Consider the following 26941-nt stretch of genomic DNA (forward strand, 5'->3'; position numbering starts at 1 on the left):
TGCACGCAAGTCCTCCGTCGTACTGGTCGTGCTCGTACGTGCCTTACGCGGCTGCCAGCTTCGCGGCCGAGTCCGCGTCGACGCAGGCCTGGATCACCGCGTCGAGTTCACCGTCCAGCACCTGGTCCAGGTTGTACGCCTTGAAGCCGACGCGGTGGTCCGAGATGCGGTTCTCCGGGAAGTTGTACGTGCGGATCTTCTCGGAGCGGTCGACGGTACGGACCTGGCTGCGGCGGGCGTCGGCGGCTTCCTTCTCCGCCTCCTCCTGTGCCGCGGCGAGCAGCCTGGAGCGCAGGATACGCATCGCCTGCTCCTTGTTCTGCAGCTGGCTCTTCTCGTTCTGGCAGGAGGCGACGACTCCGGTGGGAATGTGCGTGATGCGCACGGCGGAGTCGGTGGTGTTGACGGACTGGCCGCCCGGCCCGGAAGAGCGGTAGACGTCGATCCGCAGGTCGTTCGCGTTGATCTCGACGTCGACCTCCTCGGCCTCGGGGGTCACGAGCACACCGGCCGCGGAGGTGTGGATACGGCCCTGGGACTCGGTCGCCGGCACGCGCTGTACGCGGTGCACGCCGCCCTCGTACTTCAGCCGGGCCCAGACGCCCTGGCCGGGCTCGGTGGCGCCGTTCCCGCCCTTGGTCTTCACGGCGACCTGGACGTCCTTGTAGCCGCCCAGCTCGGACTCGGTGGAGTCGATGATCTCGGTCTTCCAGCCGACGCGCTCGGCGTACCGCAGGTACATCCGGAGCAGGTCGCCGGCGAAGAGGGCGGACTCGTCACCACCCGCACCGGCCTTGATCTCCAGGATGACGTCCTTGTCGTCGGACGGGTCCCGGGGCACGAGCAGCAGCCGCAGCTTCTCGGTCAGCTCCTCGCGCTGCTTCTCCAGCTCCTTGACCTCGGCGGCGAAGTCCGGGTCGTCCGCGATGAACTCACGGGCCGTGTCGATGTCGTCGCCGGTCTGCTTCCAGGAGCGGTACGTGCCGACGATCGGGGTCAGCTCCGCGTAGCGCTTGTTGAGCTTGCGCGCGTTGGCCTGGTCCGCGTGGACCGACGGGTCGGCGAGCTTCTTCTCCAGGTCGGCGTGTTCCCCGACCAGTTCCTCGACCGCCTCGAACATCTCTTCCGGCTCCCTGTACGACGTTGTGAGTGGCCTGCACCCGTGGGCCGCGCCCATGGGCTGCACCGCAAAGCGCCGGTCCCGACGCCCCCGGAAGGGGCACCGCGGACCGGCGCTGGGGGCTCGCTACTTCTTAGCGGCAGCCTTGCCGAAGCGGGCCTCGAAGCGGGCCACGCGGCCACCGGTGTCGAGGATCTTCTGCTTGCCCGTGTAGAACGGGTGGCACTCGGAGCAGACCTCGGCACGGATGGTGCCGCTCTCGATCGTGCTACGGGTGGTGAACGACGCGCCACAGGTGCAGCTGACCTGCGTCTCGACGTACTCGGGGTGGATGTCGCGCTTCAAGGTGTCTCCTAGTTTCGGGAGGGCGCCGGGTCGCCTCCGCGGGATGCGGGAGCGTGAACCGGAGCCGACGTACCAGTCTGCCAGCACTGGTGCCATCTCCCCAAACCAGGGGGTGAGCTCAGGTATTCCCGGAGGAAAACAGAAGCCCGCAGTCACCCTCAGGACGAAGCCACGACCCCGTCGGCCGCCCCCGTCGCCGTCCCCTTGGTCGCCGACTTCGGGATTGTCCGGTCGGCCTTGAGTGCCGCCCAGACCTGCTGGGACTTGGTCTTGTCGACCAGGACGCGGTTGGGGTCGTCGGGGTCGTACTGGACGGGCATCGTGACCATGGTCATGTTCTTGGAGCTGATGCCCTTGAGCCCGGACGCGAAGGAGGCGAGGTCCTTGACGGAGTCGAGGTCGGAGTCGGTGGTGACCGCGTCGGTCGCGGTGTCGGCGAGGTCGTACAGCTTCCTGGGGCTGCTGAAGATCCCGACGTCCTTGACCTGCTCGATGAGGGCCTTGATGAACGCCTGCTGAAGCTGGATACGCCCGAGGTCGGACCCGTCACCCACCCCGTGCCGGGTCCGGACGAGGCCCAGCGCCTGCTTGCCCGTGAGCGTGTGCTCCCCGGCCTTGAGGTCCAGATGGCTGTCGGGGTCCTTGATGTCCTTCGTAGTGGTGATGTCGACCCCGCCGAGGACATCGATCAGCTTCTCGAAGCCCGCGAAGTCGACCTCGACGTAGTGGTCCATGCGGATCCCGCTCATGGACTCGACGGTCTTCACCGCGCACGCCGCGCCCCCCGTGGAGTACGCGGAGTTGAACATCGCGTACGAGGCGGCCGGATGCGTCTTGCCGTTCGCGTCGGTGCACTCCGGCCGCTCGACCAGGGTGTCCCGGGGTATGGAGACCACACTGGCCCGCTTGTGGCCCTCGTACACGTGCACGATCATCGCCGTGTCGGAGCGGGCGCTGCCGTCGTCGACACCACCGCCCAGCTTCTTGTTGCTGCCCGAGCGGGTGTCGGAACCGAGGACGAGGATGTCCTGCGAGCCGTTGTCGACGTCGACGGGCCGGTCGGTGCCGAGGGCCTGGTTGATGTCGACGCTCTTGATGTTGCCGTTGAGGTGGAAGTACAGGTAGCCCGCGCCCGTACCGCCCAGTACGAGAACTCCGGCGGCGGTCCAGGCGGTGACGAGCACCGCCTTGTCGTGCTTGCCACGTGTCTTGCGGCGGCGGCCCTTGGCAGCGCGGTGGCGCGGGCCGGTGGTGCCGGGTTCCAGCGTGCTGTCGGCGGACATCTGCTCCTCGGTTCTCTTTCCGGTCGGTTACCCCCTGCGCTCGGGCCCAGGCCTGTCGGTTCGGACAGGGCCGTACCGACGCATGGTCACTCCGCTCGGTCAGACGGAGGAATCCCGGAAAGGGTTGCACAACGAACGGTGCCCATCGCGTAAGAAGCGATGGGCACCGTGTGTGACGGATGAGCCCGGCGGGACCGGGCTCACCTGGTGTTTCAGCCGAGCAGGTCGTACTGGGCGTAGCTGCTGCCGACCGAGACCCGTGTGCTGAAGATCTCGCTCGTGGCCTTGCCGGTGCCCTTGTAGAGGTACAGCGTGCCGGCCTTCGTACGGGCCAGGAGGTCCGCCTTGCCGTCGCCGCTCACGTCACCGGGAGTGACGAGCGCGTTGAAGTCGGTCCAGCTGGAGCGGACCTTGACGCGGGCGGCGAAGGCGCCTGTGCCGGACTTGCCGGTGCCCTTGTAGAGGTAGACGTTCGAGCCGGTCTTGGTGCGCGCGATCAGGTCGGCCTTGCCGTCGCCGGTGAAGTCGCCGTGACCGACGACCGCGTTGTACTGGCCCCAGCCCGTGCCGACCTTGACCCGGGTCCCGAAGGAACCGGTGCCCTTGCCCGGGTAGATCCACAGCGCGCCCGCCGAGTCGACCGAGAGCAGGTCGGGCAGGGCGTCACCGGTGACGTCGCCGGGGGTGACGATCCGGGTGCGGGTCTTCCAGTTGTCGAAGAGCAGCGTGGTCGTCCAGGTGCTGGACGAGGCCGACCGCCGCCGCCAGAAGACGTCACCGTCGGAGGCGCGGCGCAGGACGTAGTCCTGGTGGCCGTCCCGGTTCAGGTCGGTCTGCTGGACGAGGTTGTAGCCCTTCCAACTGCCCTCGGCGGTCAGGGACTTGCGGTCGGCGAGCTTGGAGCCCGTCGAGGCGCGGACATAGCCCGTGCCGGTCTCCTTGTTGCGCAGGAAGACGTCGGCCTTGCCGTCGGCGGTGATGGCGGTGTCGTCGACCCGCGGGTAGGTCACACCGGTGTACTTGCTGACCTTGGCGAAGACCGGGTAGGCACCCTTGTACACGCAGTCGGTGACGCCCCACGAGACGACGCCGACGACCTTGTTGTTGACGACGAGCGGGCCACCGGAGTCACCGTTGCAGGTGGCGGTGGTCGTGGCGTCGGAGCCGCCCGCGGGCGGGCCCGCGCAGACCATGTGCCCCTTGACGAAGTAGCTGCCCCAGGTGTTCCCACAGGTCGTGTCGCTGACGATCGGCAGCGTGGCCGTCTTCAGCGTCTGCGAGATGTCCTGGCTGGTGGAGCTGGTGCGGCCCCAGCCGTAGACCTTGGCCTTGGTGCCGGCCTTGTAGGACGTGGTGTCGTCCGACGTCGTCATCTTGATCGGCGTGGCCTTGACGGGCTTAGCCAGCGTCAGCACGGCGACGTCGTTGTCGATCGCCTCCTCGTTCCACGAGGAGTGGTTCCACTGACGCGAGAGCTCGGTGACGGTACCGCCGTGGTAGTCCGTGCTCAGATAGTTGCCCTCGTCGTCGAGGACGGCCGTGGGCAGCTGGTCGGTGCCGGTGACGATGGCGCCGTACTCGACCCAGTTGTAGTAGTCCTTGTCGACGCAGTGCGCGGCGGTGAGGATCTTCGTCGGTGAGACGACCGTGCCGCCGCAGAAGAAGCCGAGGTCCTGGATCGGGTCGTAGTACCAGAGCTGCGCCATCCACGGCGCCGAGGCGATCGTGGTCTCGGAGCCTCCGATGATCTGGGCGGACCGCCCCGGGCCGTCGTCGGAACTCGCGCTCGTCGACGGTTCGCGCTTCGCCACACCTGCGGTGTCGTCCGCGGCCATCGCCTTGGCGACCCGCACATCCAGCTCGTCGGGTGTCGAGGTGGTGTCGGCGTTCGCCCCGCTCGCGGACGACAACAACAGCGTCCCGGCTATCGCGGCGGCTATGGCTCCGGACAAGGGTCTAGCCACTCAATTCCCCCCTGGGAGTGCAAAGGTTGATCACAACGTGAAGACGTGATCGTACACGTGTCCCATACGAAACCGGGGCCACCCTCACAAAGTGAGGATGGCCCCGGCGTTGTGCCGTGCCTACCGGCGGACCGGTGGACTAGTCGCCGTTCCCGGGGGTCGGCGTCGTCTTCTGGATCTGCATCAGGAACTCGGCGTTCGACTTCGTCTGCTTCATCTTGTCGAGAAGCAGCTCGACCGCCTGCTGCTGGTCGAGGGCGTGCAGCACCCGGCGCAGCTTCCAGACGATGGCGAGCTCGTCGGGGGCGAGCAGGATCTCTTCCTTACGCGTGCCGGACGCGTCCACGTCCACCGCGGGGAAGATCCGCTTGTCCGCGAGCTTCCGGTCGAGCTTGAGCTCGGCGTTGCCCGTGCCCTTGAACTCCTCGAAGATGACCTCGTCCATGCGGGACCCGGTGTCCACCAGCGCGGTGGCGAGGATGGTCAGCGAGCCGCCGTCCTCGATGTTGCGGGCCGCACCGAAGAAGCGCTTCGGCGGGTACAGGGCGGTCGAGTCGACACCACCGGACAGGATGCGGCCGGAGGCCGGCGCCGCCAGGTTGTACGCACGGCCCAGACGCGTGATCGAGTCGAGCAGCACGACCACGTCGTGGCCCAGCTCGACGAGCCGCTTGGCACGCTCGATGGCGAGCTCGGCGACCGTCGTGTGGTCCTCGGCCGGGCGGTCGAAGGTCGAGGAGATGACCTCGCCCTTCACCGACCGCTGCATGTCGGTGACCTCTTCCGGACGCTCGTCGACGAGGACGACCATCAGGTGGCACTCGGGGTTGTTGTGCGTGATCGCGTTGGCGATCGCCTGCATGATCATGGTCTTGCCGGTCTTCGGCGGGGCCACGATCAGACCGCGCTGGCCCTTGCCGATCGGCGCGACGAGGTCGATGATGCGGGTCGTCAGCACGCCCGGGTCGGTCTCCAGACGGAGCCGGTCCTGCGGGTAGAGCGGCGTCAGCTTGTTGAACTCCGGGCGCCCGCGCCCGGATTCGGCGGCCATGCCGTTCGCGGAGTCCAGCCGGACGAGCGCGTTGAACTTCTCGCGGCGCTCGCCGTCCTTGGGCTGACGGACCGCGCCGGTGACGTGGTCACCCTTGCGCAGGCCGTTCTTGCGGACCTGGGCGAGCGACACGTACACGTCGTTCGGGCCGGGCAGGTAGCCCGACGTACGGATGAACGCGTAGTTGTCGAGGATGTCCAGGATGCCCGCGACGGGGATCAGGACGTCGTCGTCGGCGAGCTGCGGCTCCGGCGTACCGATCTCGTCGCGCCCGCGACGGCCCCGGCGGTCCCGGTAGCGGCCGCGACGGCCACGGCGTCCGCCGTCGAAGTCGTCGTCGTCCTGCGGGCCGTTGTCACGCTGGCGGTCCTGACGGCCGCCGCCCTGCTGCTGGCCCTGCTGCTGGCCGCGGTCGCGCTGCTGCTGGCCACCGCCGCCCTGCTGCTCGTCGCCCTTGCCCCGACGGCCGCGCTCACCGCGCTCGGCACGGTCGGTGCGGTCGCCACGCTCACCGCGGTCACGGCCGCGCTCGCGGCGGCCCTGACGGCCCTCGCCCTGGTCACCGGCGTCGCCCCTGACCTCGGCCTGGGCCTGGGCGGGCGTCTCGGCCTTGGGCTCGCTCTTGGCCTCGGCGGTGACGGTCTCGGGGCTGCCCGCGTCGGCGGTCGCACGGCGCCGGCGGCGCTCGGTGGGCGCCTCGTCGCCGCCGGCCGGCTGGCCGGGGATCTCGATCTGCTGCTGGGCGACGGCCTTCTCGGTCTTGTCGACCTTCTCGGCCGGCGCCTCGGCCTTCTTGGCGGCGGGCTTCTCGGCCGGGGCCGCGTCGTCACCCGTGCGCGCCTTCGAGGTGGCGCGGCGCTTCGGCTTGGTCTCGGTGGCTGCCTCGGCCTTCGCCGGGGCACCCCCTCCCGCCTGCGCGTCCTTGATGACCTCGATCAGCTGGCTCTTGCGCATACGCGCGGTGCCCCTGATGCCGAGGCCGGATGCGACCTGCTGCAGCTCGGCCAGCACCATGCCCTCTAGGCCGGTGCCGCGGCGCCGCCGCGAGCCGGCACCGCTGGCAGGCGCGGCGTCCGTGGCGGGCGCGGCAGCGGTGTCCTCGACACGTGCGCCCATCAGATCGGTGGTGTCGCTCACGAAGGGTCCTTCCCTGGAGCGGACGTCGGCCTTCTGGCTCGGCGACCGTTTGTGCTGTCCGGCTTCGGCCCTGTTCGGGTGGACCGTGCCGGGGCGGTGGTCCGCCAAAGGCGGCGGAGGAAAATTTCTGGTGATTCGGCGCTTGTCCGGGCCGTGGCACTGAGTGTCTGTGTCACGCGGCTCGGCCACGCCTGTTCCGGAGCCTGCTCGGCAGACCGCTCAGTGCCTGCGTACGGCGTACAGCTTGACGTACGAAGCACAGTGCGGCTTGGGAGACTCCCGGAAGAATGGTTGTCCCTGACGGGGACGATAAGCACCTCGCCATGGCTGGGGCAGGTGCAGACTTGAGGTTAACACTACCGGATCCAACAAACATTCCCCCTCTCGAAATCCGGCAACCGGACGCCCTACGCGTCGCCGCTGCCGGCGCCGGGTTCGGCAACGGTGGTGGTGAGCGGCAGGACGCACGCCCCTCGGGCGTCGAGGTCCAGCCGGTTGGCGGCCCAGCCCGCGCCCGCGAGATCGGCCACCTTGTCGGCACTGGCGTGGTCGGCCAGGGCCAGGACCGTGGGTCCGGCGCCGGAGATGACCGCCGGGACGCCGTCGGCCCGCAGTCGCTCGACCAGGGCCGCGCTCTCCGGCATGGCGGGCGCCCGGTATTCCTGGTGCAGCCGGTCCTCGGTGGCGGGCAGCAGCAGCTCGGGGCGCCTGGTCAGGGCTTCCACGAGGAGGGCCGCCCGGCCCGCGTTGGTCGCTGCGTCGACGTGCGGGACGGTGCGCGGGAGCAGTCCGCGCGCCGTCTCCGTCAGAACGGGCTTTCCGGGGACGAAAACCACCGGAACGATGGAATCCGCGGGATCCATCCTGATCGCCCGCGCGGCGCCGCCCTCCATCCAGGAGAGCGTGAAGCCGCCGAGGAGACAGGCCGCGACATTGTCGGGGTGGCCCTCGATCTCCGTGGCCAGTTCGAGCAGCGCGGCGTCGTCGAGCCGGTTGTCCCCGCCTATGGTCACGGCGCGGGCGGCGACGATGCCGGCGCAGATGGCGGCGGAGGAGGAGCCGAGGCCGCGGCCGTGCGGGATGCGGTTGGCGCACACGATCTCGAGGCCCCGGGGCTGGCCGCCCAACAGGTCGAAGGCGGTGCGCAGGGAGCGGACGAGCAGATGCCGCTCGTCGCGCGGGAGGGTCTCACTGCCCTCCCCCGCGATGTCGACGTGCAGGCCGGAGTCGGCCACCCGGACGACCACGTCGTCGTAGAGCCCCAGCGACAGGCCGAGGGCGTCGAAGCCCGGGCCGAGGTTGGCGCTGGTGGCGGGGACGCGCACCCGTACGGCGGCGGCGCGGAACGCTGGACCGGCCATCGCTCGATGACTCTCCTTGAGCTGCGGGATTGACGATTGTCGAATGACATTCGATGCGTACGTGAGGACCCTGCGGCCGTTCAGGACGGCGCGGCGCCGCACCCTTGCGGGGCATATGCGGCGGGCGGGTTCACTACAGCCTATCGAAGGAAGGTTCTGTGGCGACATAGGGCGCACAGGAGGCGCACGATGCGTGTCGTAAGCCCCCTGTGCACCCCCTGTCGGGTCCTGTCAGGGTTATCCCCCGGGAATCGGCGTCTACGCGCGACTCCCAGGCCTTTTCGAACGGCTGGGCGAGAAGATCCTCCGGGGATACACGGGACTCCGCCGGAGATGTTCCTCGGATGCCCGAAGGCTACGCGAGACCGAGACGCTCGGCCGCCGTCGCCGCGTCCACCGGGACCGTGACCGGCTGCGGAGCACCCGCGACGGCCCAGTCCGGGTCCTTCAGACCGTTGCCGGTGACCGTGCAGACGATGGTCTGGCCCGGGTCGACCTTGCCGGCCTCGGCGGCCTTCAGCAGACCGGCCACGGAGGCGGCGGAGGCGGGCTCCACGAACACACCCTCCTGAGCGGCCAACAGCCGGTAGGCGCGCAGGATCTCACGGTCCGTCACCTCGTCGATGAAGCCGCCCGACTCGTCCCGCGCGGCCAGGGCGTAACTCCAGGACGCGGGGTTGCCGATACGGATCGCGGTGGCGATCGTCGACGGGTCCTTGACGACCTCGCCGCGCACGATGGGCGCGGAACCGGAGGCCTGGAATCCCCACATGCGGGGGGTCCGGGCCGCGATGCCGTCGGCGGCGTACTCCTTGTAGCCCTTCCAGTACGCCGTGATGTTGCCCGCGTTGCCCACCGGCAGGACATGGATGTCGGGGGCGTTGCCCAGCATGTCCACGATCTCGAACGCGGCGGTCTTCTGGCCCTCGATGCGCACCGGGTTGACCGAATTGACCAGCGCGACGGGGTAGTTGTCGCTCAGTTCACGCGCGAGGGTGAGGCAGTCGTCGAAGTTGCCGTCGACCTGGAGGATCTTCGCGCCGTGCACCAGGGCCTGGCCCATCTTGCCCAGCGCGATCTTCCCGCGCGGGACGAGCACGGCCGAGACCATGCCCGCGCGGACGGCGTAGGCGGCCGCGGAGGCAGAGGTGTTGCCCGTCGAGGCACAGATGACGGCCTTCGCGCCCTCTTCCTTCGCGCGCGTGATGGCCATGGTCATACCGCGGTCCTTGAAGGACCCGGTCGGGTTGGCACCCTCGACCTTGAGGTGGACCTCGCAGCCCGTGCGCTCGGAGAGCACCTGCGCGGGTACGAGGGGCGTGCCGCCCTCGCGGAGCGTCACGACCGGCGTGCTGTCGGAGACGGGCAGCCGGTCCCGGTACTCCTCGATGATTCCGCGCCATTGGTGGGTCATTGCTGGTTACTCTCCTTCAACCCGCATGATGCTGGCGACACCCCGCACGGTGTCGAGGTTGCGCAGCGCCTCGACGGTCCCGGTGAGGGAGGCGTCGGAGGCGCGGTGAGTGACGACGACGAGAGAGGCCTCGCCGTCCTTGCCCTGCTGCCGAACCGTATCGATCGACACTCCGTGCTCCGCGAACACGGTCGCCACCTGGGCGAGAACTCCCGGTTTGTCGGCGACGTCGAGGCTGATGTGGTAGCGGGTGACGACCTCGCCCATCGGCGAGACCGGCAGGGCGGCGTACGCGGACTCGCCGGGTCCGGTGGCGCCCGCGAGCCGGTTGCGGCACACGGCCACGAGGTCGCCGAGCACGGCGGAGGCGGTGGGGGCACCGCCCGCGCCCGGCCCGTAGAACATCAACTGGCCGGCGGCGTCCGACTCCACGAACACGGCGTTGTACGCGCCGCGCACGGAGGCGAGCGGGTGGGTCAGCGGGATCATCGCGGGGTGCACGCGCGCGGTGACGGAGCCGCCGTCCGCGGCCCGCTCGCAGATGGCGAGGAGCTTGATGGTGCAGCCCATGTTCTTGGCGGAGGCGAAGTCGGCCGCCGTCACCTCGGTCATGCCCTCGCGGTACACGTCGTCGAGCCGGACGCGCGAGTGGAAGGCGATACCGGCGAGGATCGCGGCCTTGGCGGCGGCGTCGAAGCCCTCGACATCGGCGGTCGGGTCGGCCTCCGCGTATCCCAGGGCGGTGGCCTCGTCGAGGGCCTCCTGATAACCGGCGCCCGTGGTGTCCATCTTGTCGAGGATGAAGTTCGTCGTGCCGTTGACGATGCCCATCACCCGGTTGATCTTGTCGCCGGCGAGGGACTCGCGCAGCGGCCGGATCAGCGGGATGGCACCGGCGACGGCGGCCTCGTAGTAGAGGTCCTTGCCGGCCTCGTTCGCCGCGGCGTGCAGCGCGGCGCCGTCCTGGGCGAGGAGGGCCTTGTTGGCGGAGACGACGGAGGCGCCGTGCTCGAACGCGGTGGTGATGAGGGCGCGGGCGGGCTCGATACCGCCGATGACCTCGACGACGACGTCGAGGTCCCCCCGTTTGACCAGGGCGGTCGCGTCGGTGGTGACGAGCGCCGGGTCGATGCCCTCACGCACCCGGGAGGGCCGCCGGACGGCCACACCCGCGAGCTCGACCGGGGCACCGATGCGTGCGGCGAGATCGTCGGCGTGCGTCGTCATGATGCGCGCCACCTCTGAGCCGACGACCCCACAGCCCAGCAGCGCCACCTTCAGCGGACGCGTACGCATCATCCGACCTCGTTTCCTTCACATACCGACATACCGAACACGGTGGGACCAGTCTCACTCACCGGACGGGAGTTTCTATCCCTCGTCCGGATCGTGAGACATCAATTTCATTTTCTCGGGGCCGCACGACGGAGATCTTTCGGCCCGGATTTGTATTGCGCGGGGAACTCCTGCCGAATCATCCGACGTCGAGCCGGAGAAGATCCTCCTCCGTCTCCCGGCGGACGATGACACGGGCCTCACCATCATTGACGGCAACGACCGGCGGGCGCAGGACGTGGTTGTAATTGCTCGCCATGGAACGGCAGTACGCGCCGGTGGCCGGTACGGCGATCAGGTCACCCGGTGCCAGGTCCGCCGGCAGGAAAGCGTCCTTGACGACGATGTCCCCGCTCTCGCAGTGCTTGCCCACGACACGGGCGAGCATCGGCTCGGCGTCGGACGTACGGGAGACGAGGGCCACACTGTATTCGGCGTCGTACAACGCGGTCCGGATGTTGTCGGACATGCCCCCGTCCACGGAGACGTACGTCCGCAGCCCGTCCAGCGGCTTGATGGTGCCGACCTCGTAGAGCGTGAAGGCGGTGGGCCCGACGATGGCGCGGCCCGGCTCGACGGAGATACGGGGGGTGCGCAGCTTGGCGGCGTCGCACTCGCGGTTGACGATCTCGGTGAGCGCCTTGGCGATCTCGTGCGGCTCGCGGGGGTCGTCGTCGCTGGTGTAGGCGATCCCGAGGCCGCCCCCGAGGTCGATCTCGGGCAGCTCGACCCCGTGCTCGTCACGGATGGCCTTGAGCAGCCCGACGACACGGTGGGCGGCGACCTCGAACCCGGAGGTGTCGAAGATCTGCGACCCGATGTGGCTGTGGATGCCGATGAGTTCGATCCCGTCGAGCTTGAGCGCCCGCCGTACGGCCTCGGCGGCCTGCCCGCCCGCGAGCGGGATCCCGAACTTCTGGTCCTCGTGGGCGGTGGCGATGAACTCGTGCGTGTGGGCCTCGACGCCGACGGTGACGCGGATCTGCACCTTCTGCCGCCTGCCGAGCGACTGGGCGATGTGGGCGACCCGCACGATCTCCTGGAAGGAGTCGAGCACGATCCGGCCGACGCCGGCCTCGACGGCACGGTGGATCTCGTCGGTGGACTTGTTGTTGCCGTGGAAGGCGATGCGGTCGGCGGGCATCCCGGCGGAGAGCGCGGTCGCGAGTTCACCGCCGGAGCAGACGTCGAGGTTGAGCCCCTCCTCGTGCAGCCAGCGCACGACGGCCCGGGACAGGAACGCCTTCCCGGCGTAGAACACGTCGGCGTCCTGCCCGAACGCCGTACGCCAGGCGCGCGCCCGCGCCCGGAAGTCGGCCTCGTCGACGAAGTACGCCGGCGTACCGAACTCCTCCGCGAGCGCCTTCACATCGATCCCGCCGACGCTGACGACTCCGTCGTCCGTACGGGTGACGGTCTGGGCCCACACCTTCGGGTCGAGCGTGTTCAGGTCGGCGGGCGGGGCGGCGTAGTGCCCCTCGGGGAGCACATCGGCGTGACGGGGCCCGGCGGGGTGTGCGGAACGGCTCATGTCTGTACGGCTTTCTGTGTGCGCTCTGGGCTGTGGCGCGCGTGGGCTTGGGCTTGGGCTTGGGCTTCGGGCCTGGACGCTGGCTTGGGCTTGGGCTTGGGCCTAGGACCTGGACGCTTGGGCTTGGGCCTGGACTTTGGCTTGCGGCTTTGGGCTTTGGGCTATGGCTTCGCGGGCTCGCTCAGAGGTGTTTCAGAGATATCGGGGTGCGTCGATGCCGAGCAGGGCCAGGCCGCCGGCCAGCACCGTCCCGGTGGCTTCGGCAAGCGCCAGCCGGGCCCGGTGGGCGGCCGAGGGTTTCTCGTCGCCGCGCGGCAGCACCGTGTGCTGGAAGGCGAGCAGGGCGTCGGCGAGGACGACCAGGTGCCGGGCGAGCCGGTCGGGAGCGCGGTGCGTGGCCGCTCGGGTGAGGGTGGGGGGGTATTCGGTGAGGGCGGTGAGGAGGGGGGTGGTCAGGGTGGTGACGTCGGGGGCGCCCGGGGTGTCCGGGGCGTCAGGGGTGCCAGGGGTGCTGGTGAAGCCGAGGGCCGCGGCGTTGCGGGTGAGCGCGCGGGCTCGGGCGTGGGCGTAACGGACCCGGAAGAGGGGGTTGCCGGCCCGCTGCACGAGGAGGTCCGCGGTGATCCGGGGGCGGTCGTGGGCGGCCGGGTGCAGAAGGGCCCAGCGGAGGGCGTCGGGGCCGAGGGGGGTGGGGTCTTCGGGGGCGGGGACGGGGCGGAGGTCGATGACATCACCGGGCTCGTCCGGGTCGCGCGAGCTGATGTGGTCGACCTCGACGCGACCGCCCTGGCTGGCGATGATCCGTACGAGCGCGTCCGCGACGACCTCGGCACGGATGTCGTACGGGATCCGCAGCCGCACGACCTGCCCGGCGAGGGCGTCGCTGTGACCGTACGGGAGGGGGGCGGGGCCTTGACCGTCCCGGGTGCCCCCGGTGCCTTCGGTGTTCCCGGTGCCTTCGGCGTCCCCGGTGCCTTCCGTGTTCCTGGTGTCCCCGGTGCCCTCGGCTCCTTGGATCCGGCGTACGAGGGAGGCGACGGCGGCCCGGTCGAGGTGGATGTTCAGGAACCCCGGGCCGGTGATCTCGACGGCGGCGACGCCCTCGGTACGGCTGAGGTGGGGCCGCAGTATCTCGGCGACCTGCAGCGGCGGTCGCCCCGCGGGCCGGGCCAGCTGCAACGCGATGTTCGTCGCGTAGTCCCCGCTCCCCCCGGGCCCCGGCGGCGTGACCACGGCCCGTACGGGCACCGCCACACTCAGCTCCCCCTCATCCACAGCACGACGCACCGCGCGCAGCACGGTACGGGAGAGCTCGACGGGGGTCACGGGACAAGCGTATGGGAGGAGGGGGGTGGGTATGCGAGCCGGTTTGGTTTGGGGTCCGGGATGTGGACAGGTGGGGGTGGCGGTGCGGCCGAGGCGGCGAGGTTCATGCGCCGCGCGGACACGGCCGGGAGGGGAAGCGAAGTGGCGTCGTGGGCGGCTCCCCGAGGCCTCTGCGACCTCTCACCCCCTGCGACCCTTCTCCCTCTTACTACCTCCCCAGGTCAGCTTCCGGTTCGGCCGGCGCGCTCTCCGCGCTCCGCACACTCGGTGTGTTCGCTCGCGCCGCCGGTGCCGCCGGCCGGGGCGCCGGCGGGGGCACCGGCGGGGGTGGGGCCATCGGCTCCGACGCCGTACGGTCCGGCCTCGCCGCCATCGGCGTTCCCTCGCTCCACCAACTGCCGGACGAGGGCGACGAGTTCGGCCGGCTCGAAGGGCTTGGCGAGGAACGCGTTGACGCCGACGCCGAGCCCGGCCTCGACCTCGTACTGCGAACAGGCGCTGACGATGGCGAGCGGAAGACGTCGGGTGCGGGGGTCACCGCGGAGCCGGGCGGCGGTACGGAGGCCGTCGAGCCGGGGCATCACGACATCGAGGGTGATGAGGTCGGGCCGCACCTGATGAACGACGTCCAGGCACTCGGCACCATCGGCCGCGGTCACCACCTCGAAGCCCTCCAGCTCGAGGTTGACCCTGATCAGCTGCCGGATGACCTTGTTGTCGTCCACAACAAGCACCCGGCCGGACGCGCCTGGCACAACTTGAGAGTAGGTCCGCGCCCACCGCCGCGTCCGGGTTTTCCCCACTTCCGCCCCCTGCGGGCGGTCTCCCCCAAGCTCAGCCCCTCCTTCCACCCCCCAAAACCCGTTCATGATCTCCCCCGGAGAGCTGGTAGGGTTCTACCCGTCGCCGCCGAACAAGGCGCCCGACACGCCCCCGTAGCTCAGGGGATAGAGCAACGGCCTCCGGAGCCGTGTGCGCAGGTTCGAATCCTGCCGGGGGCACTCGCCAGTCAGAGACCTGGAATCATGTTCTGACCTGGGCGGATGCCGACAGAAAAGGGCGGGAGTCAGTCTCACTGACTCCCGCTTCTTCTTGTTGTCTCTCACTGTCTACGCACTATCTGCGATACACGCGACACGCCTCCGACACACTCATCATTTGCAAGGCGTCGCGCGCCAGCCGCGGCAAGGACGACCCGGTGGATGAGGGATTGGCGGGCTGCTCGCCGGAGGTTTTGCGCCGATCGGCCGGCGCCACGCGGGGCGCCCGAAAGGGTGCCGTAAGCACACTCGAAGCCGATGCCCCGGGACACATCGCCGTGCCCGGGGCCATCGGTAGGAGCTTCCACTACTTCTCCAGACTCACCCCGTCACTCCGGTCCGAGCCCGCCGGAGCGGGGGAAGAACTGCGGGACAGGAGTACGACGGATGTGACGGCACTGCCGACCACGGCCGCCAGAGCGGTCGCCACGTCCGGCTCCACGACGCCGGACAGCAGACTCACACTGAGCGCGAGGCCGCCGACCGACACCCCGCCGGAGACGAGGCGGCTGCGCCAGCGCGGGGTGACCTGTGCCCCCTTCTTCTGACGTTCAGAGGATTCGTCATTACAGTGAGCCACGGGTGAGGCCCTTTCCCTTGGAGTCTCGAATTGCCCGGCGGCCCCCTGTTGCACCAGGGGGCCGCAGTCATGCCGGGGGCAGACTGCGGCCAAAGGCCTGCGGGAGCGCCCCTGTTGGTGCGCTGGCTTCTAACCGGTATCAGGGGGTTTCTCAGGCACTCAAGATATGTGACATGCACCACACTCACCCTGATTGTTCTAGAAACTGGCCACTGGCGAACCTTTATTGACGCCATTTCCGACATTTAGGACCGTGGCGACACGGCCGGTGAACATGGGTGATGCAAAAAATATCCCGAATTGCACCACGCATAACACGCGTTGACTTCATTGGCCAAGGTCACGACCCTTCGCGCTATGCGTCGCCCTCCTCCTCCAGCGCCTTTGTGATCTTCGCGTTGGCGGCTTCCTCGTGACCGTCGATGCAGCCGTGGTAGCGGCGGTGAATCACCTCGGGAGAGTTGCCTACCCGCCGGGCTACCTCGGCGATCGGCACCCCCGCGTTCAACCATCGCGTGATGCACGCGTGCCGCAGGTCGTAGGGGCGTCCGGCCAACGGCGATTCGACGCGCTCCGGTGGGAGCGCGTATTCCCGCGCTTCCTCCCACACTCGCCAGTAGGTGGATGAGCCGACCACTCCCCCGCGCTCGTTTCCGAATACGCGTCCTTCCTTGGCCGTGCCGAACGTGTCCAGGTGAGTCCGCAGGATCGCCACAAGAACGGGCGGGATAGGCACCGGTCGGTCGCTCTTGGTCTCCCGTGCCTTGAGCCCGCGCCGGTCGTGCCGCTCTCCTGAGTCGGTCCACTGTTTCCCGGAGACGGGACGCGTCTCCCGGAGCGTCAGCGTGCCCCAGCCTGCCTCTGGGAGATGGCAGTCAGACCGCCTCAGTCCAACCGCCTCAGCCGGACGCAGGCCCGCGTAGTACAGGACCGCATAGAAGGCCACCAGACGCCTCCCACGGCACCGATCCCACGACCCGACGTAGGAGACTGCCGCGAGCAACTGACGGGCCTGTAGGGCGTTCACGAGGACACGCCGGTCCACCACATCATTGGAGCCGACGTGCTTACGGCGGACGCGCTGAAGCGGGTTCTCCGAGAGATCACCCGTAACCACCGCGTGTTCGAGTGTGGTGTTCAGGGCACGGCGGCGGCGCCTGTATGTGTCGCCCGCCGCTGGGGTGCCGTCCAGCTTGTATCCGAGGCGGTAGAGCACGTCTTCGAACACCGCAGCGTCTGCCACATCGCCTATTGGGCGGTCCGTCGTTGTGAGCCAGTCGTACGCGGCTTTGAGGTCGGCTGGCGGATCCTCCCCTGCATTCGCGGGCACGACCCCCCACCGGAAGGCCAACCGCAATTGCTCATCCGAGGGAGCGCCCTCCCCGTGCTTGACCATGGCGAGTGAAACAGCTGCAAGACCGTCCGCCATGCCCTCTCGGGTCTTGGCTGCGCTCGTACGCCACCGCCCGGCAACGTACTTCCGGCAGAACTCGAACCACCGCAACGATGGCACTTCTTGTGAGGCTTTCGCCGCTTCTTCTACCGCGCGGACTTCGGATTCAGGCTGTCCGCTTTCGATCTCGAAAGCCTCGCCTCTGCGCATCGCCTGCCGCAATTCCGAGCTGCGATTTTCGGCGAGTGCCGACGTGGCGAACGTCGCGCTACTTACCTTCCCACCTACGACCTACCGCAGTTGGTACGGGCGCGCTTTCCGGTTGACCTTCGTGACCTTCCAAAGCCGGATATCGAGGGAGTAACCCGGCCTTGCCTCTCCGTGTGGTCGGAGAGCAGGGGTTTCGTCATTCGCAGTCACGCAGCGTCCTCCCGCTCTGTGAGCCAACGCTCGTACTCAGACCGCCGAATCCGTACGTCGCCGTTGGGAAGCTTGATCGAGCGAGGGCCCTTGCCGAGTTGGCGCCACCGGTAGAAGGTCGACGGGGCAACCTTCAGATCATCGATGACCTCCTGAACAGTCATCTTTTCGTCCTGCGTACGGGCACTCATCCCGCCATCCCTTCGGCTTCGTCCGCACCGGACAGGCCGGACAGCTCCAACTCCGACTGTCCGGGGTGTTCGTGCTGGTCAGAGGAGGTAACCGGACAGCCGGACAGTGCGGACACCTCTTGGGCGCCCTGTGTCCGGGTCTCGGTGTCGGGGTAGTACCGGCCGCCGGGGTCCTTGGTGAGCTGTCCGGCGTCGGCCATGCGGTTGCAGGTGCGGCGGATCGTGTCGAGGTCGACGTTCGGCAGTTCGCTCGCCATGTCCTTGGGCCTGGCACCGGGGTGGGCGCGGACGTAGCGCAGGATTGTGGCGCGTGTGTCGCTAACGGTGTGGTCGGTGACCGGTCCATCCAACAGGTGCCAGGCGCCGGAGGCGGATTGGAAGCTGAGGGCGTACTCGGCTTCGTCCACGTCGCGGCCGGTGACGTGCAGGATGCCGTCTGCCTGGCCGCGGGCTCGCTTCAGTACGAGCGTGGCGTCAGCGGCTCCGGCGATGCCGTTGGTGCCGGAGACCTCGGTGAGGAAGTCCTCGGAGGCTGCCTTGCGCACGTGGTGCACGAGGACAACGGCAACGCCGTAGTGGTCGGCGAGGCGCTTGGCGTAGCCGACGGCGACATAGTCCGCGTCGTATGCCGACACTCCTTGTGGTGCGTTCCCGCGCATCTTGGCGAACACGTCGATGACGACCATGCGCGCGTCGGGGTTGCGCTCCAACCACTGGGCGATGGCTTCCATGCCGCCTTGAGGGAAGGGCGGGCATTCGGTGACCAGGGTGAGCCCGGCGGGGGCTGGCTGTCCGCCCAAGAGCTTGCCCATGCGGGTCTGGAGTCGGCGCGGGGTGTCTTCGAGGGCGAGGTAGAGCACGGGTCCGCCCTGTACGGGTACGGAGTCGAACGCCGTGCCTCCGGCCGCGACCGACAGGCCCAGGCCGAGAGAGAGCCAGGACTTGCCGACCTTGGGCGGTCCGGCGAGCACGCTGACGCCTTCGGCGAGGATGCCAGGCACGGCCCATTTCGGCTCGGGGAAGTGGGCGGCCATGAGCTGATCGGCCGTCCATGCGGTGCGCGGGCGCTCCCTCTTGGGCGGCGCCGGGCGTGCTGGCTCGGCGTCGCTGGGCACGGAGTACAGGTGCAGGGGCGGGATGGGGTTGGCGCTCATGCTGCGACCGTCCGGGGGCGTCGTGCTCCGGCACGCAGGCCGGAGGCGATGGTGCCCCGTGCCTCGCGCTCGCCCTGGCCGACCCGAAGCCCGGCGGACAGGAGCCAGCCGGTCACGTCCCCTTCGCTCAACTCGCCCCCGGCTACGAGCTGTCCGAGGGCGACGGAGGCGAGGTAGAGGCTCGTGTTGTGCTCGTGCTCGCCGGAGTTGGTCACGCGGGCCAACTCGCCGTTGACTGCGGCGTTCAGGAACGCCGTGCGCCTCCCGTGGCCTCCGAGGGCAACCGTGACCGGTCGCTGCGGAGGCAGCGGAGCCGGACGCAGCAGCTCGGCGAGCCAGCCCGGCAGCGGCGCCACAGGAACCTTGTGGACGACCTTGTAAAGGTGCCCGTCGAAGGTGCTGCCCGCAGCGACGACAAGTCCGCCGACGGCGCGCGTGTCGACCTTCCAGCCCAGCCCGCGGGCGCTGTCCCCGGCGGTGTTGCGCAGGGGCTCACCCGCGGGTGCGGCGAAGTACATGTGCGTGCCGCCGCTCCATGTGCGGACTGTGTAGGTGTTGCCGGGGAACGGCTGGCCGTGGCGCGCGCAGAGTACGGCGAGCACGTCGGCGCCGTCGGTGACCGCGTGCGCGGCCCAATCGGCCGGCGGGGTGTCGTCGGGGTGCTTGGGCCTGTCCAGGTCGATGACAACCAGACCGGAGGGGCCGGTGGCGATACCGACGTTGTAGGGGGCGTGCGTCCAACAGCGGGTGATGCGGTCCGGGTCGGTGGTGGCGCGCTGTTCCCACGCAGAGATGGCGGGGCGCTTGTCTCCGGGCCGGAGGGGGAAGATGTGCCAGTCGCGCGACGCTGCGTCAAGCGCGGCGGCGAGCTGGGCAGAGCCGTCCGGGTACGGCATGCTGGGGATCTCCTGTTCTGTCTTCGGATGGGCAGGGAGAACCGCGGCGGCGGGCGACCTTGCTGGGGAGTCCCGCCGCCGCGGCGTTGTTACTTGTTCTTGGCCCAAGCGGCGTACTGCTGCCGGACGTAGTGGCGCGGGTCGCAGATACCGGCCGTGTCGTCCAGCTCCATCAGTCGCTGCGCGGCTCGGGTCGCGAGGTCGGCCGCGTCGTTGGCGACGCTGTCGGGTTCATCGCTCAGCGCGATCCGGTCCAGCAGCGCGGCCTTGCGGAGCCAGAACTGCCGGTTCAGACCGTCGTAGATCGGCCTGTCGGCCGCGGTACGGGCTGTCCACCCAATCTCGCTGATGATGCTCGGGGCGAGCGCGTACGCCTCTTCCGGTGCGAGCCCGTCTTCCGGCTCGGAGCGGTGGTCGGCGGTGACGTACAGGATGTTCCGCTTGCGGTCGCGGGTGTAGGAGTGGCGTACGGCACCGGTGGCGAACGTCGCGCGGAGTGCGTTGGCAACGCGGTCGGTGTCGGCCGGGTCGCTGATGACGCGGATCTCGAACATGGGGTTCCTCTCGGGTTCTAGTCGCAGGTGCAGTCGGGGCGTTCGCTGCTGCCATCGGCGCCGCAGCCGCAGCAGTGCGGGTGCTCGTACGGCTCGCTGCCGTCGGCGGGGTTGCACAGGTCGCAGTCGTAGGGGTCGAAGTCGTCCATGGGTCAGTGCTCCTTGGCGGTGCTGGAGGGGAGTTCGGGGAGTCCGGCGGCTGCCAGGGCAGCAGGGTCGAAGCCGGGCAGGGTGGCACGCGTGACCAGAGCGGAGGCGAGCTGTTCGGCGTAGGCGGCGCCGGTGCGGGCCGCCTCGATCTGTGTGGTGGCGCGGAGGGTTTCGACGCGTTCGATGTGGGCGCGTTCCTCGCGGCGGTCGCTCACGTGCCGCTCGTACGCCACGCGCTCACGCCGGTCGGTGCACCAGTACCGGGCGGCGAGCCCGTAGGCGACAGCGGTGGTGAGCGCCCACAGCAGCAGCGGCAGGGACAGCCCGTCGGCGTATCCGGCGACTCCGGCCAGGGCGAGCCCGCCGGAGGCGGCGAACGCGGTCCCGGCGAGCACGCCGTCACCGGAGCGACCGAGCGAGGCACAGGCGCCGGCCGCCGCGGCTCCGAGGGACAGCACGGTCATGAGCACGGCGTTGCCGAGGGAGTGTTCGGCGCCGTTGGCGTTCCAGATGCGGGCCAGGATGAGCACGGTAGATGTGGCGATGGCGGGCGCCGCCTTGGGCGTGATGATGGCGAGCCAGTGCCGGGCGATGATTTGTTCGTTCATGGCCGGACTCCTCAGAACTGCTGGAAGGCGTCGATGACGGCGGCGGTGAGTTCGTTGATGGGGCCGGATGCGCCGGTGGAGGCGAGGAAGAAGCCGAAGGCGGCGGCGGTGAATGCGGCGCCGTAGCCGAGGGACTTGGAGCGCAGCAGGAAGAACAGGACGAGTCCGAACAGGGCCACGAGCGAGACTGTGACGGCCACGGGCGGAACCTCCTTCGAGTGGTGTGGTTGGGTGTTCAGTTGGTGCCTTCGCGGTAGATCCGCTGGGCACGGTTGAAGATCCAGCGCCCGGCGCGTATGCGCTTGCCGGTGGCCTTGCAGCGGCGGCAGCTCTTGCCGCGCTTGGGGCGTCCCTTGCGGTCGGTGGTGGTGGCGAAGCCGAAGCCGTTGCACTTGCGGCAGGTGCCGAACGGACTGGCCGCACACAGAGAGCTGTAACCGAGCGTGACGAGCAGCAGGCAGGCGATAGTAGGGGCGATGAGGGTCATCGGGGGCCCTTTCTCGGGGTTTCCGGGGTTTTCGCAGGTGGGGTGCTATGCGCTAGATGGCAGATCAGGTGCTATGTGGGGTGCTAGCGGGGGTGCTACCGGTAGCAGGTGAGCCCGCTACCGGTAGCGGTCCGGCGGGGTTAGGCGGCGCCCCGGTTTTCGTCACGCTCCGCAATGGCCTTCGTGAGGTCGTCGCGGACGATGCCGCGGCGGGTGGTGCGCTCGCCGTCGTCGGTCGTCCCGGCCACGCCGGTGGTCTTGATGCCGTGCGGCTTGAGTGCGCTGGTGACGTTCTCGCCCTTCCAGCCGCCGTAGACCTCCGGCCGCAGCTCCGCGAGCCGGGCGGCGATCCGCTCGTTCCATACGCGCTTCTCCGACGGCGGCACGACCGCGGCCACGTCGGCAAGCAGGTCGTACGACGGGCCCGACGTGCTCTCGGTGTCCTCCCCGAGGGCGTGCCCGGACAGGGTGCCTTCGGCCTTGCGCAGGGCGTAGGCACGCTGCGCGATGGCGTTAGCGGCCGGGTCGTCCAGGTAGGCGGTGCGGACCACGACCGGGAGCGCGGTTGCTCCAGCGAGGTAGCCGTTACCGGCGTCGATCTCCGGACGGAACGACGTGGCGCGCACGCCGTTCTTGTACGCGCTCGTACCGAGGATCATGTCGTTCTCGACCTGTCCGGCGACCTTGAGAGCGAAGCGGATGGAGACGTTGCCGCTGATGCCGGTCGGGAGCGAGTCCTTGTCGGGGCGCTGCGTGGCCAGCACGAGGATCACACCCAGGGCGCGACCGAGCTTGATGATGAACTCCGCATCGTCACCAGCCTGCTTGCCGTACTTGGGGTGCGCGAACAGGTTCTGGCACTCGTCGAACACACCGACCAGCGGCCACAGCTTCAGCGAGCGCTTGTCAGCGATGGCGCGGGTGACGCGCTTGTCCGGGCACAGATCCCGCGGCAGCTTCTTGATCGCAGCCGCGCGCCGCATGACTTCCTCGCGCAGCAGCTTCAGGGAGTCGGCCGCGTACCGGATCGAGTCGTCGTCGATGCCGGAGACGAACCGGTGGCTGACGCATTCGAGGGAGTCCAGGTCACCGGTGCCCTTGTTCTCGTGCAGCCACAGTTCCACCGACGGGTCAAGAGCGGCGCCGCAGGCCAGCACGCGCACGGAGGCGGTCTTGCCCTGGCCGGGCAGCGAGCCGACCAGGATGTTGTGCTGGATCATCGGCACGGACTGAGCACGGCCGCGCGGGTCGATGCCGAACGGGACGCGCTTGAAGATGTCGTGCTTGCGCACGTTCGCGAGCGCCCACTTCACAGTGCCAGTCTTCGACAGGTCCCGGTCACCAACCCACAGGATGAGCCGTCCCTCGTGCTCGTTGGGGTCGGCGTCAGGCCACACGCAACCCAGCGGGCGACGCAGGCCGGAGGCGAGCCGGGCACGCCGGTCGGCCACGTCGGCAACGGTCACGCCCAACGGCAGGTCGATGTCAGCGCGCCAGCCCGGACCTTCGCGGGTGATCGGCGCGACGAACCGGATGCCGTCCTGTCCCTTGGCGACCGCCGATGCAATCTGCCCGATACCGATCGACGCCATGGCCTTGACCACGATGTCGCTGGTGAGCTTCTGCACCTCAGTCTTGATGACCGCGCGGGAAGCCAGCGGCGCATCCGCCGGCGCACCCAACCAGCCCAGCGTCAGCACGGCGACCGTGGCAGCGATGACCTGTGTCATCAGCGCCGCCCCAAACACCAGGAACAGGCCCACAACCAGGGCGAACAGCCCTCCGAGGACCGTAAGGAGCATCCGAAGCCGTACCCGGCGGTCCCGCTGCCGGGACAGCTTCAGGTACAGCTCGGAGTTCTCGCGGCGCGCCTCCGCCTGCCGCAACGGCTCGCCCTCCGCGTCGACCGCCCAACGGCCGATCCTGCCCAGAGCGTTGACCAGCCCGCTCGGCGAGCGCCAGATGAGCTTGGGCACATACAGGAACGGCACGCGGACCGCGTGAAAGGCGATGGTGTGCCCCACGTGCCCGGCCAGCCAGCCCATCGCGTCCTTGAACTCCGCGCCCGACTTCATCCACACCGGGATGATGTCCAGCCGCTTGGAGTCGCGGATGCGGTCGATCAGACCGGGGCCCGACCGAGTCGGCGCCGGACGGTCGACCAGAGCCGGGCCGGAGTCGTCCGACTCCCCCGTCTCCGAGTCGGCCGACTCGGTCGGCTTCGAGTCGGCCGACCGGTCGGGCGTGGAGTCGGGCGACGCGTCGGGGGTGCTGTCGGCCGACTCAGTACGGGCCGACCGTGCCTTGTCCAGGTCGACCACGTCACCCTTGGAGTCGGTGGCCATCTCGGCTTCGAGTCGGTTGAAGAGTTCGTTGTCGTCGTCGGGGTGCTTCACTTGGGGTTCCTTCTTTCGGGAGGGATGCGGGGCCCGGCCGCTGCTTTGGTCGGTTGAGACCGGGCCCCGTGTTGAGCGGGTCAGGCGGCGCGCTGGTCTTCGGGGTAGGCGCAGGGGACGCACACCCCGAGCGAGGTCGGGATGCAGTAGCTGTAGGTCAACCGGCACTGCGGGCAGGTGCGGCGGGCGAGCATCGCCAGGGCGAGCGCGTCCCACTTGCGCGAGGTCATCGGCCGGACCGGCTTCGCGCAGTCGATGCGGTAGAGGTAGGCGACCTGAACGCCGGACTTGCGGCCCCGGTGGCGGCGCATCACCTGCGCGGCGACCGGCTGTCCGCCCGGCCGCAGCCCCTTCTCGCGCAACTGTCGGCGGGTGGCGTAGCCGTCCGGGGCGAACCGCCAAGGAAACGTGGGGATGCCGAACCGGGTGCCGTGCGGGTCGAAGCACTTGGCGTAGGTCGACATCAGGCAGCCACCCCCACGACCGGAGCGTCCGCGCGGGCGCCCGTACGGCCTGCGCGCCGCCCGGTGACGGTGGCGAACAGCCGACCCAGCCCCGCACGGCGGGTACCGACGCGAGCCTGCTTGGCCGCGTACATCGCCTCATCGGCCCGCCGCAGCAGCGCGGACAGGTCGTCGGCGGGGAAGTCGGCGGCGCGCACCCAGCCGAGAGAGACCGTGGTGTGTACGGCCGAGTCCTGGCCGTCGACCGGGCGGGCGAGCACGCCGTGCAGTACAGCGAGCATGTCTCCGGCGGTGCCGTGGTCGTCGATCAGGACGGCGGCGAACTCATCGCCCCCGAGCCGCCCGGCCACCCCGGACCGGCCGACGTGGTGGGCGAGCCGGGCCGCAGTCGCCTGCAACAGCGCGTCCCCGGCCGCGTGCCCGAAGGTGTCGTTGATCTGCTTGAACTTGTCGACGTCGGCCAGCAACACGACCGCGCGCGGGTCCCTCAACAGGGCGGTAGCGCGGCGGGTGAATGCCTCGCGTGTCCGCAGCCCGGTCAGCGGGTCGCGACGGGCGACGTTCAGGCGCCGCCGCAGCCACAGCGTGTGGGCCGTCCAGCCGGAGGCGACCGGAGCCGCCGCGGCGAGCATGGTCAGCATGGTGTTCATGCCGCCGCCCCCTCGGTGCCTTCGTCGTCGCCGTCGACGGAGTGCAGGCGGCGCCCCTCGGCCCGCTCGTTCAGCAGCAGGTCACGCAGGACACGGGAGTTCGCGGCAGAGCAGTGCAGGGTGGTGCGGATGGCTTCCGCGTTGACCGCGTCGTCCGTCCAATCGGCCGTAGCCGCGCGTGCCTCGGTGAGCAGTTCCGCCGGGGTCCGCGGCGCCTTCGTCGCCTTACCCTTGGTGCTGGCCGGGCGCTTGCGCGGCGGCTTGGGCGCCTCCGGCTTCGGCTTCTCCGCCACCGTCGGCGGCACAGGCGGGACATCCTCGCTCGCCGGGGCAAGCTCACCCAGCTTCAGCAGCACGCGTTCCGGGCGCGGGGTCTTCGACCGCCACCGCCGACCATGCTCCTCACGGAGCCGGGCACGGGCCAACTGCCGCTCACGCTCACGCTTCAGCGCCTCGGAGTACGACGTGATCTCCCACAGCGTCATCCGCCGCCACAGACCGAACGTCGACAGCGGGGACAGCATCCACCGGGAGAACCGCACCTTCTCCATCCGCCGGCCAGTCGCGGCGCCGATCCGTACGGCGTAGATGTGGGCGCCGATCTCGGAGAACACCACCCACAGCAGCGGCATCGTGCCGTGTGCCACCTTCGCCCACAGCGACTCACCAGCGGCGACGTTCAGCCCACACGTGATCAGCGTCAGCACCCAGGGCACGAACCGCACCCAAGCCAGTGCCATGTCCATCCGGATCAACAGCAGGTTGGCCACGGTGAACACCGGAATGGCCACGTCGATACCAACCGGCAACATCCACGGCTCACCGAAACCCCACCGGGCGGCAGCAGAGGAGATCGCGTCGAACGAGGCGATCAGGCCCAGGGCCCCAACCCCGGCCGCGGCGAGCGCGCCCAATCCGGCGAGCCCCATCTCCGGCTTCGTCAGCGGCGGCACCGCCGGACGCTCGATGCTCTGCGTCGTCGTCATGCCGCACCCCCAGCCACGATCAGGGCCGCGACGATGAGCAGCGCGCCACCCGCGCAGATGAGGTCAACCGCACGGCGCAGACCCTGGAACTTGGCCACCGCGAGGCGGGACAGACCCGCGATGTCCGCGCTGAGACGGTCCTCATGGAGATGGGCGGTGATCTCCTCAGCGGTGAGCCTCGCCCACAGCGGGAAGCCGTGCCGACCGCGCAGATTCGGGCGCACCGACCGCAGCAGCAGACCCGCCGCAGCGACCAACAGCGCCATACCCGCGCCGCCCACCACATAGGAAGCAGTGCTCAGCGGCATGTCCTTGGCGACCGTCCAGGCCCCGGCCAGCACCGCGCCGACGAACGCCAGCAACAGAGCGGTCTTGTTGTCGGTCCGCGCGATCTCGGCCTTCACCTCAGCGTGCGCGGCCGTGAGCTTCGTCTCCGGGATGCTCATGCCGCAGCCCCCTTCCGGGAGGACCGACGGAACCCGGCCGGGCGCATCAGGGGGATGACGTTGAACAGCTCCGGCGCGTGCGCCTCGATCACCTCAGCGGCGATACGGGCCACGTCGTCCGGCAGGTTGCTGTACTCCGGGTCGGCCAGGATGTCGCGCGCCGCGTCCATCCGAGCCGCGCGCTCCATCTCGCTCTCACCCTCCGCCCCGAGCCACAGCTCAACCGGGGTACCGAGGGCCAGTTCCACGAAGTCCTCAGCCGATACGGCCTGTTGACGGCCGATGTACGTACGCATGGACGTTCTCCTGAATCGATGGGACAGGGAGAGGTCCGGCGGCAGGCGACCTTGCTGGGGAGTCCCGCCGCCGAACATGTGCGCGTCGATACACGCCCTCCATGAGGAACATGTGTTACGTGTTCCTCATCGTGCTGTGAGAGGTTCGCCGTGTCAAGCCCTTCGGTTGTTGACGTTCCGCGAGCCCCTCGCGCTCGATGTACCTACAGAGTGGCGGCGATGGCGGCGACGCTCGACTTCGCACCTGTACGACTCGGGTCGTCCTTGGCTAAGCGTTGTCCCGTAACTGCTGGTCGCGGGTGAGATGATCTTGTCGTGGCTGGTGTGATCACGGCGTCGGAGCCCTCCTGGATAGCCCCGTTC

Annotated in this window: 27 protein-coding genes and 1 tRNA gene; 1 reads left to right on the top strand and 27 read right to left on the bottom strand. The window is 69.4% G+C overall.

Features of this window, described 5'->3' with window-relative positions; translation table 11 throughout:
- Positions 1-43 precede the first annotated feature (43 nt).
- The 11 genes from prfA to ABT147_RS37430 all read right to left on the bottom strand — a co-directional run bounded on the left by prfA (position 44) and on the right by ABT147_RS37430 (position 14601).
- Positions 44-1120, bottom strand: coding sequence for a peptide chain release factor 1 (gene prfA / locus ABT147_RS37380; RefSeq protein ID WP_351414771.1), 1077 nt, complete (start codon positions 1118-1120; stop codon positions 44-46).
- Positions 1121-1246: 126 nt separating this feature from the next.
- Positions 1247-1465: a 50S ribosomal protein L31 gene (gene rpmE / locus ABT147_RS37385; RefSeq protein ID WP_079311057.1), complete on the bottom strand. Its 219-nt coding sequence runs from the start codon at positions 1463-1465 to the stop codon at positions 1247-1249.
- Between the two features lie 158 nt (positions 1466-1623).
- On the bottom strand, positions 1624-2748 hold the full coding sequence (locus tag ABT147_RS37390) for an LCP family protein (protein WP_351414775.1): 1125 nt from the start codon (positions 2746-2748) through the stop codon (positions 1624-1626).
- Positions 2749-2960: 212 nt separating this feature from the next.
- Complete coding sequence (locus ABT147_RS37395; RefSeq protein WP_502983227.1) at positions 2961-4700, bottom strand: trypsin-like serine protease; 1740 nt, start codon at positions 4698-4700, stop codon at positions 2961-2963.
- 151 nt (positions 4701-4851) lie between these two features.
- Entirely contained in the window at positions 4852-6900 is a 2049-nt protein-coding gene (gene rho, locus ABT147_RS37400) for a transcription termination factor Rho (RefSeq protein WP_351414777.1), read from the bottom strand.
- A gap of 407 nt (positions 6901-7307) precedes the next feature.
- A complete protein-coding gene (thrB, locus tag ABT147_RS37405; RefSeq protein WP_351414779.1) occupies positions 7308-8261 on the bottom strand; it encodes a homoserine kinase in 954 nt (317 codons plus the stop codon).
- Between the two features lie 355 nt (positions 8262-8616).
- On the bottom strand, positions 8617-9675 hold the full coding sequence (thrC, locus tag ABT147_RS37410) for a threonine synthase (RefSeq protein ID WP_351414781.1): 1059 nt from the start codon (positions 9673-9675) through the stop codon (positions 8617-8619).
- Positions 9676-9681: 6 nt separating this feature from the next.
- Positions 9682-10974, bottom strand: a complete 1293-nt coding sequence (locus ABT147_RS37415; RefSeq protein ID WP_351414783.1) for a homoserine dehydrogenase — start codon at positions 10972-10974, stop codon at positions 9682-9684.
- A gap of 175 nt (positions 10975-11149) precedes the next feature.
- Positions 11150-12541 (bottom strand): diaminopimelate decarboxylase, encoded by a 1392-nt coding sequence (lysA, locus tag ABT147_RS37420; protein ID WP_351414785.1) that lies wholly within the window; start codon positions 12539-12541, stop codon positions 11150-11152.
- Positions 12542-12733: 192 nt separating this feature from the next.
- Positions 12734-13867 carry an ArgS-related anticodon-binding protein NrtL gene (gene nrtL, locus ABT147_RS37425; protein ID WP_351414788.1) on the bottom strand — a complete coding sequence of 378 codons (1134 nt, stop codon included), beginning with the start codon at positions 13865-13867 and terminating at the stop codon, positions 12734-12736.
- 221 nt (positions 13868-14088) lie between these two features.
- Positions 14089-14601, bottom strand: a complete 513-nt coding sequence (locus ABT147_RS37430) for a response regulator (RefSeq protein ID WP_351414829.1) — start codon at positions 14599-14601, stop codon at positions 14089-14091.
- Between the two features lie 195 nt (positions 14602-14796).
- On the opposite strand from ABT147_RS37430, the gene ABT147_RS37435 reads away from it, so the two are divergent.
- Positions 14797-14868: transfer RNA gene (locus ABT147_RS37435), tRNA-Arg, on the top strand.
- 346 nt (positions 14869-15214) lie between these two features.
- On the opposite strand, the gene ABT147_RS37440 is transcribed toward ABT147_RS37435, so the two are convergent.
- The 16 genes from ABT147_RS37440 to ABT147_RS37515 form a co-directional block, all read right to left on the bottom strand.
- A complete protein-coding gene (locus ABT147_RS37440; RefSeq protein WP_351414790.1) occupies positions 15215-15487 on the bottom strand; it encodes a hypothetical protein in 273 nt (90 codons plus the stop codon).
- Positions 15488-15842: 355 nt separating this feature from the next.
- A complete protein-coding gene (locus ABT147_RS37445) occupies positions 15843-16991 on the bottom strand; it encodes a tyrosine-type recombinase/integrase (protein ID WP_351414792.1) in 1149 nt (382 codons plus the stop codon).
- Between the two features lie 305 nt (positions 16992-17296).
- Positions 17297-17491 carry a helix-turn-helix transcriptional regulator gene (locus ABT147_RS37450; RefSeq protein ID WP_351414795.1) on the bottom strand — a complete coding sequence of 65 codons (195 nt, stop codon included), beginning with the start codon at positions 17489-17491 and terminating at the stop codon, positions 17297-17299.
- Positions 17488-18645 (bottom strand): AAA family ATPase, encoded by a 1158-nt coding sequence (locus tag ABT147_RS37455; RefSeq protein ID WP_351414797.1) that lies wholly within the window; start codon positions 18643-18645, stop codon positions 17488-17490. The genes ABT147_RS37450 and ABT147_RS37455 overlap by 4 nt, the downstream gene beginning before the upstream one ends.
- The gene (locus ABT147_RS37460; RefSeq protein WP_351414800.1) at positions 18642-19541 is read right to left on the bottom strand and encodes a bifunctional DNA primase/polymerase; all 900 of its coding nucleotides are present in this window, start codon (positions 19539-19541) and stop codon (positions 18642-18644) included. The genes ABT147_RS37455 and ABT147_RS37460 overlap by 4 nt, the downstream gene beginning before the upstream one ends.
- An 89-nt stretch (positions 19542-19630) precedes the next feature.
- On the bottom strand, positions 19631-20095 hold the full coding sequence (locus ABT147_RS37465) for a hypothetical protein (RefSeq protein ID WP_351414802.1): 465 nt from the start codon (positions 20093-20095) through the stop codon (positions 19631-19633).
- A 17-nt stretch (positions 20096-20112) separates the two neighbouring features.
- The gene (locus ABT147_RS37470; protein WP_351414804.1) at positions 20113-20244 is read right to left on the bottom strand and encodes a hypothetical protein; all 132 of its coding nucleotides are present in this window, start codon (positions 20242-20244) and stop codon (positions 20113-20115) included.
- A gap of 3 nt (positions 20245-20247) precedes the next feature.
- Positions 20248-20853 (bottom strand): hypothetical protein, encoded by a 606-nt coding sequence (locus tag ABT147_RS37475; protein ID WP_351414806.1) that lies wholly within the window; start codon positions 20851-20853, stop codon positions 20248-20250.
- 11 nt (positions 20854-20864) lie between these two features.
- A complete protein-coding gene (locus ABT147_RS37480; protein WP_351414809.1) occupies positions 20865-21053 on the bottom strand; it encodes a hypothetical protein in 189 nt (62 codons plus the stop codon).
- A 35-nt stretch (positions 21054-21088) separates the two neighbouring features.
- Positions 21089-21340: a hypothetical protein gene (locus tag ABT147_RS37485; RefSeq protein ID WP_351414811.1), complete on the bottom strand. Its 252-nt coding sequence runs from the start codon at positions 21338-21340 to the stop codon at positions 21089-21091.
- Between the two features lie 140 nt (positions 21341-21480).
- Positions 21481-23736, bottom strand: coding sequence for a P-loop NTPase family protein (locus ABT147_RS37490; protein WP_351414814.1), 2256 nt, complete (start codon positions 23734-23736; stop codon positions 21481-21483).
- An 80-nt stretch (positions 23737-23816) separates the two neighbouring features.
- Complete coding sequence (locus ABT147_RS37495; RefSeq protein WP_351414816.1) at positions 23817-24200, bottom strand: RRQRL motif-containing zinc-binding protein; 384 nt, start codon at positions 24198-24200, stop codon at positions 23817-23819.
- A complete protein-coding gene (locus ABT147_RS37500) occupies positions 24200-24850 on the bottom strand; it encodes a GGDEF domain-containing protein (RefSeq protein WP_351414818.1) in 651 nt (216 codons plus the stop codon). The genes ABT147_RS37495 and ABT147_RS37500 overlap by 1 nt, the downstream gene beginning before the upstream one ends.
- Positions 24847-25836, bottom strand: a complete 990-nt coding sequence (locus tag ABT147_RS37505) for a DUF2637 domain-containing protein (protein WP_351414819.1) — start codon at positions 25834-25836, stop codon at positions 24847-24849. The genes ABT147_RS37500 and ABT147_RS37505 overlap by 4 nt, the downstream gene beginning before the upstream one ends.
- Positions 25833-26282, bottom strand: coding sequence for a Pycsar system effector family protein (locus ABT147_RS37510; RefSeq protein ID WP_351414820.1), 450 nt, complete (start codon positions 26280-26282; stop codon positions 25833-25835). The genes ABT147_RS37505 and ABT147_RS37510 overlap by 4 nt, the downstream gene beginning before the upstream one ends.
- Complete coding sequence (locus ABT147_RS37515) at positions 26279-26578, bottom strand: hypothetical protein (RefSeq protein WP_351414822.1); 300 nt, start codon at positions 26576-26578, stop codon at positions 26279-26281. The genes ABT147_RS37510 and ABT147_RS37515 overlap by 4 nt, the downstream gene beginning before the upstream one ends.
- Positions 26579-26941 lie beyond the last annotated feature (363 nt).

The organism is Streptomyces sp. NPDC001868 (assembly GCF_040297125.1).
GTDB lineage: Bacteria > Actinomycetota > Actinomycetes > Streptomycetales > Streptomycetaceae > Streptomyces.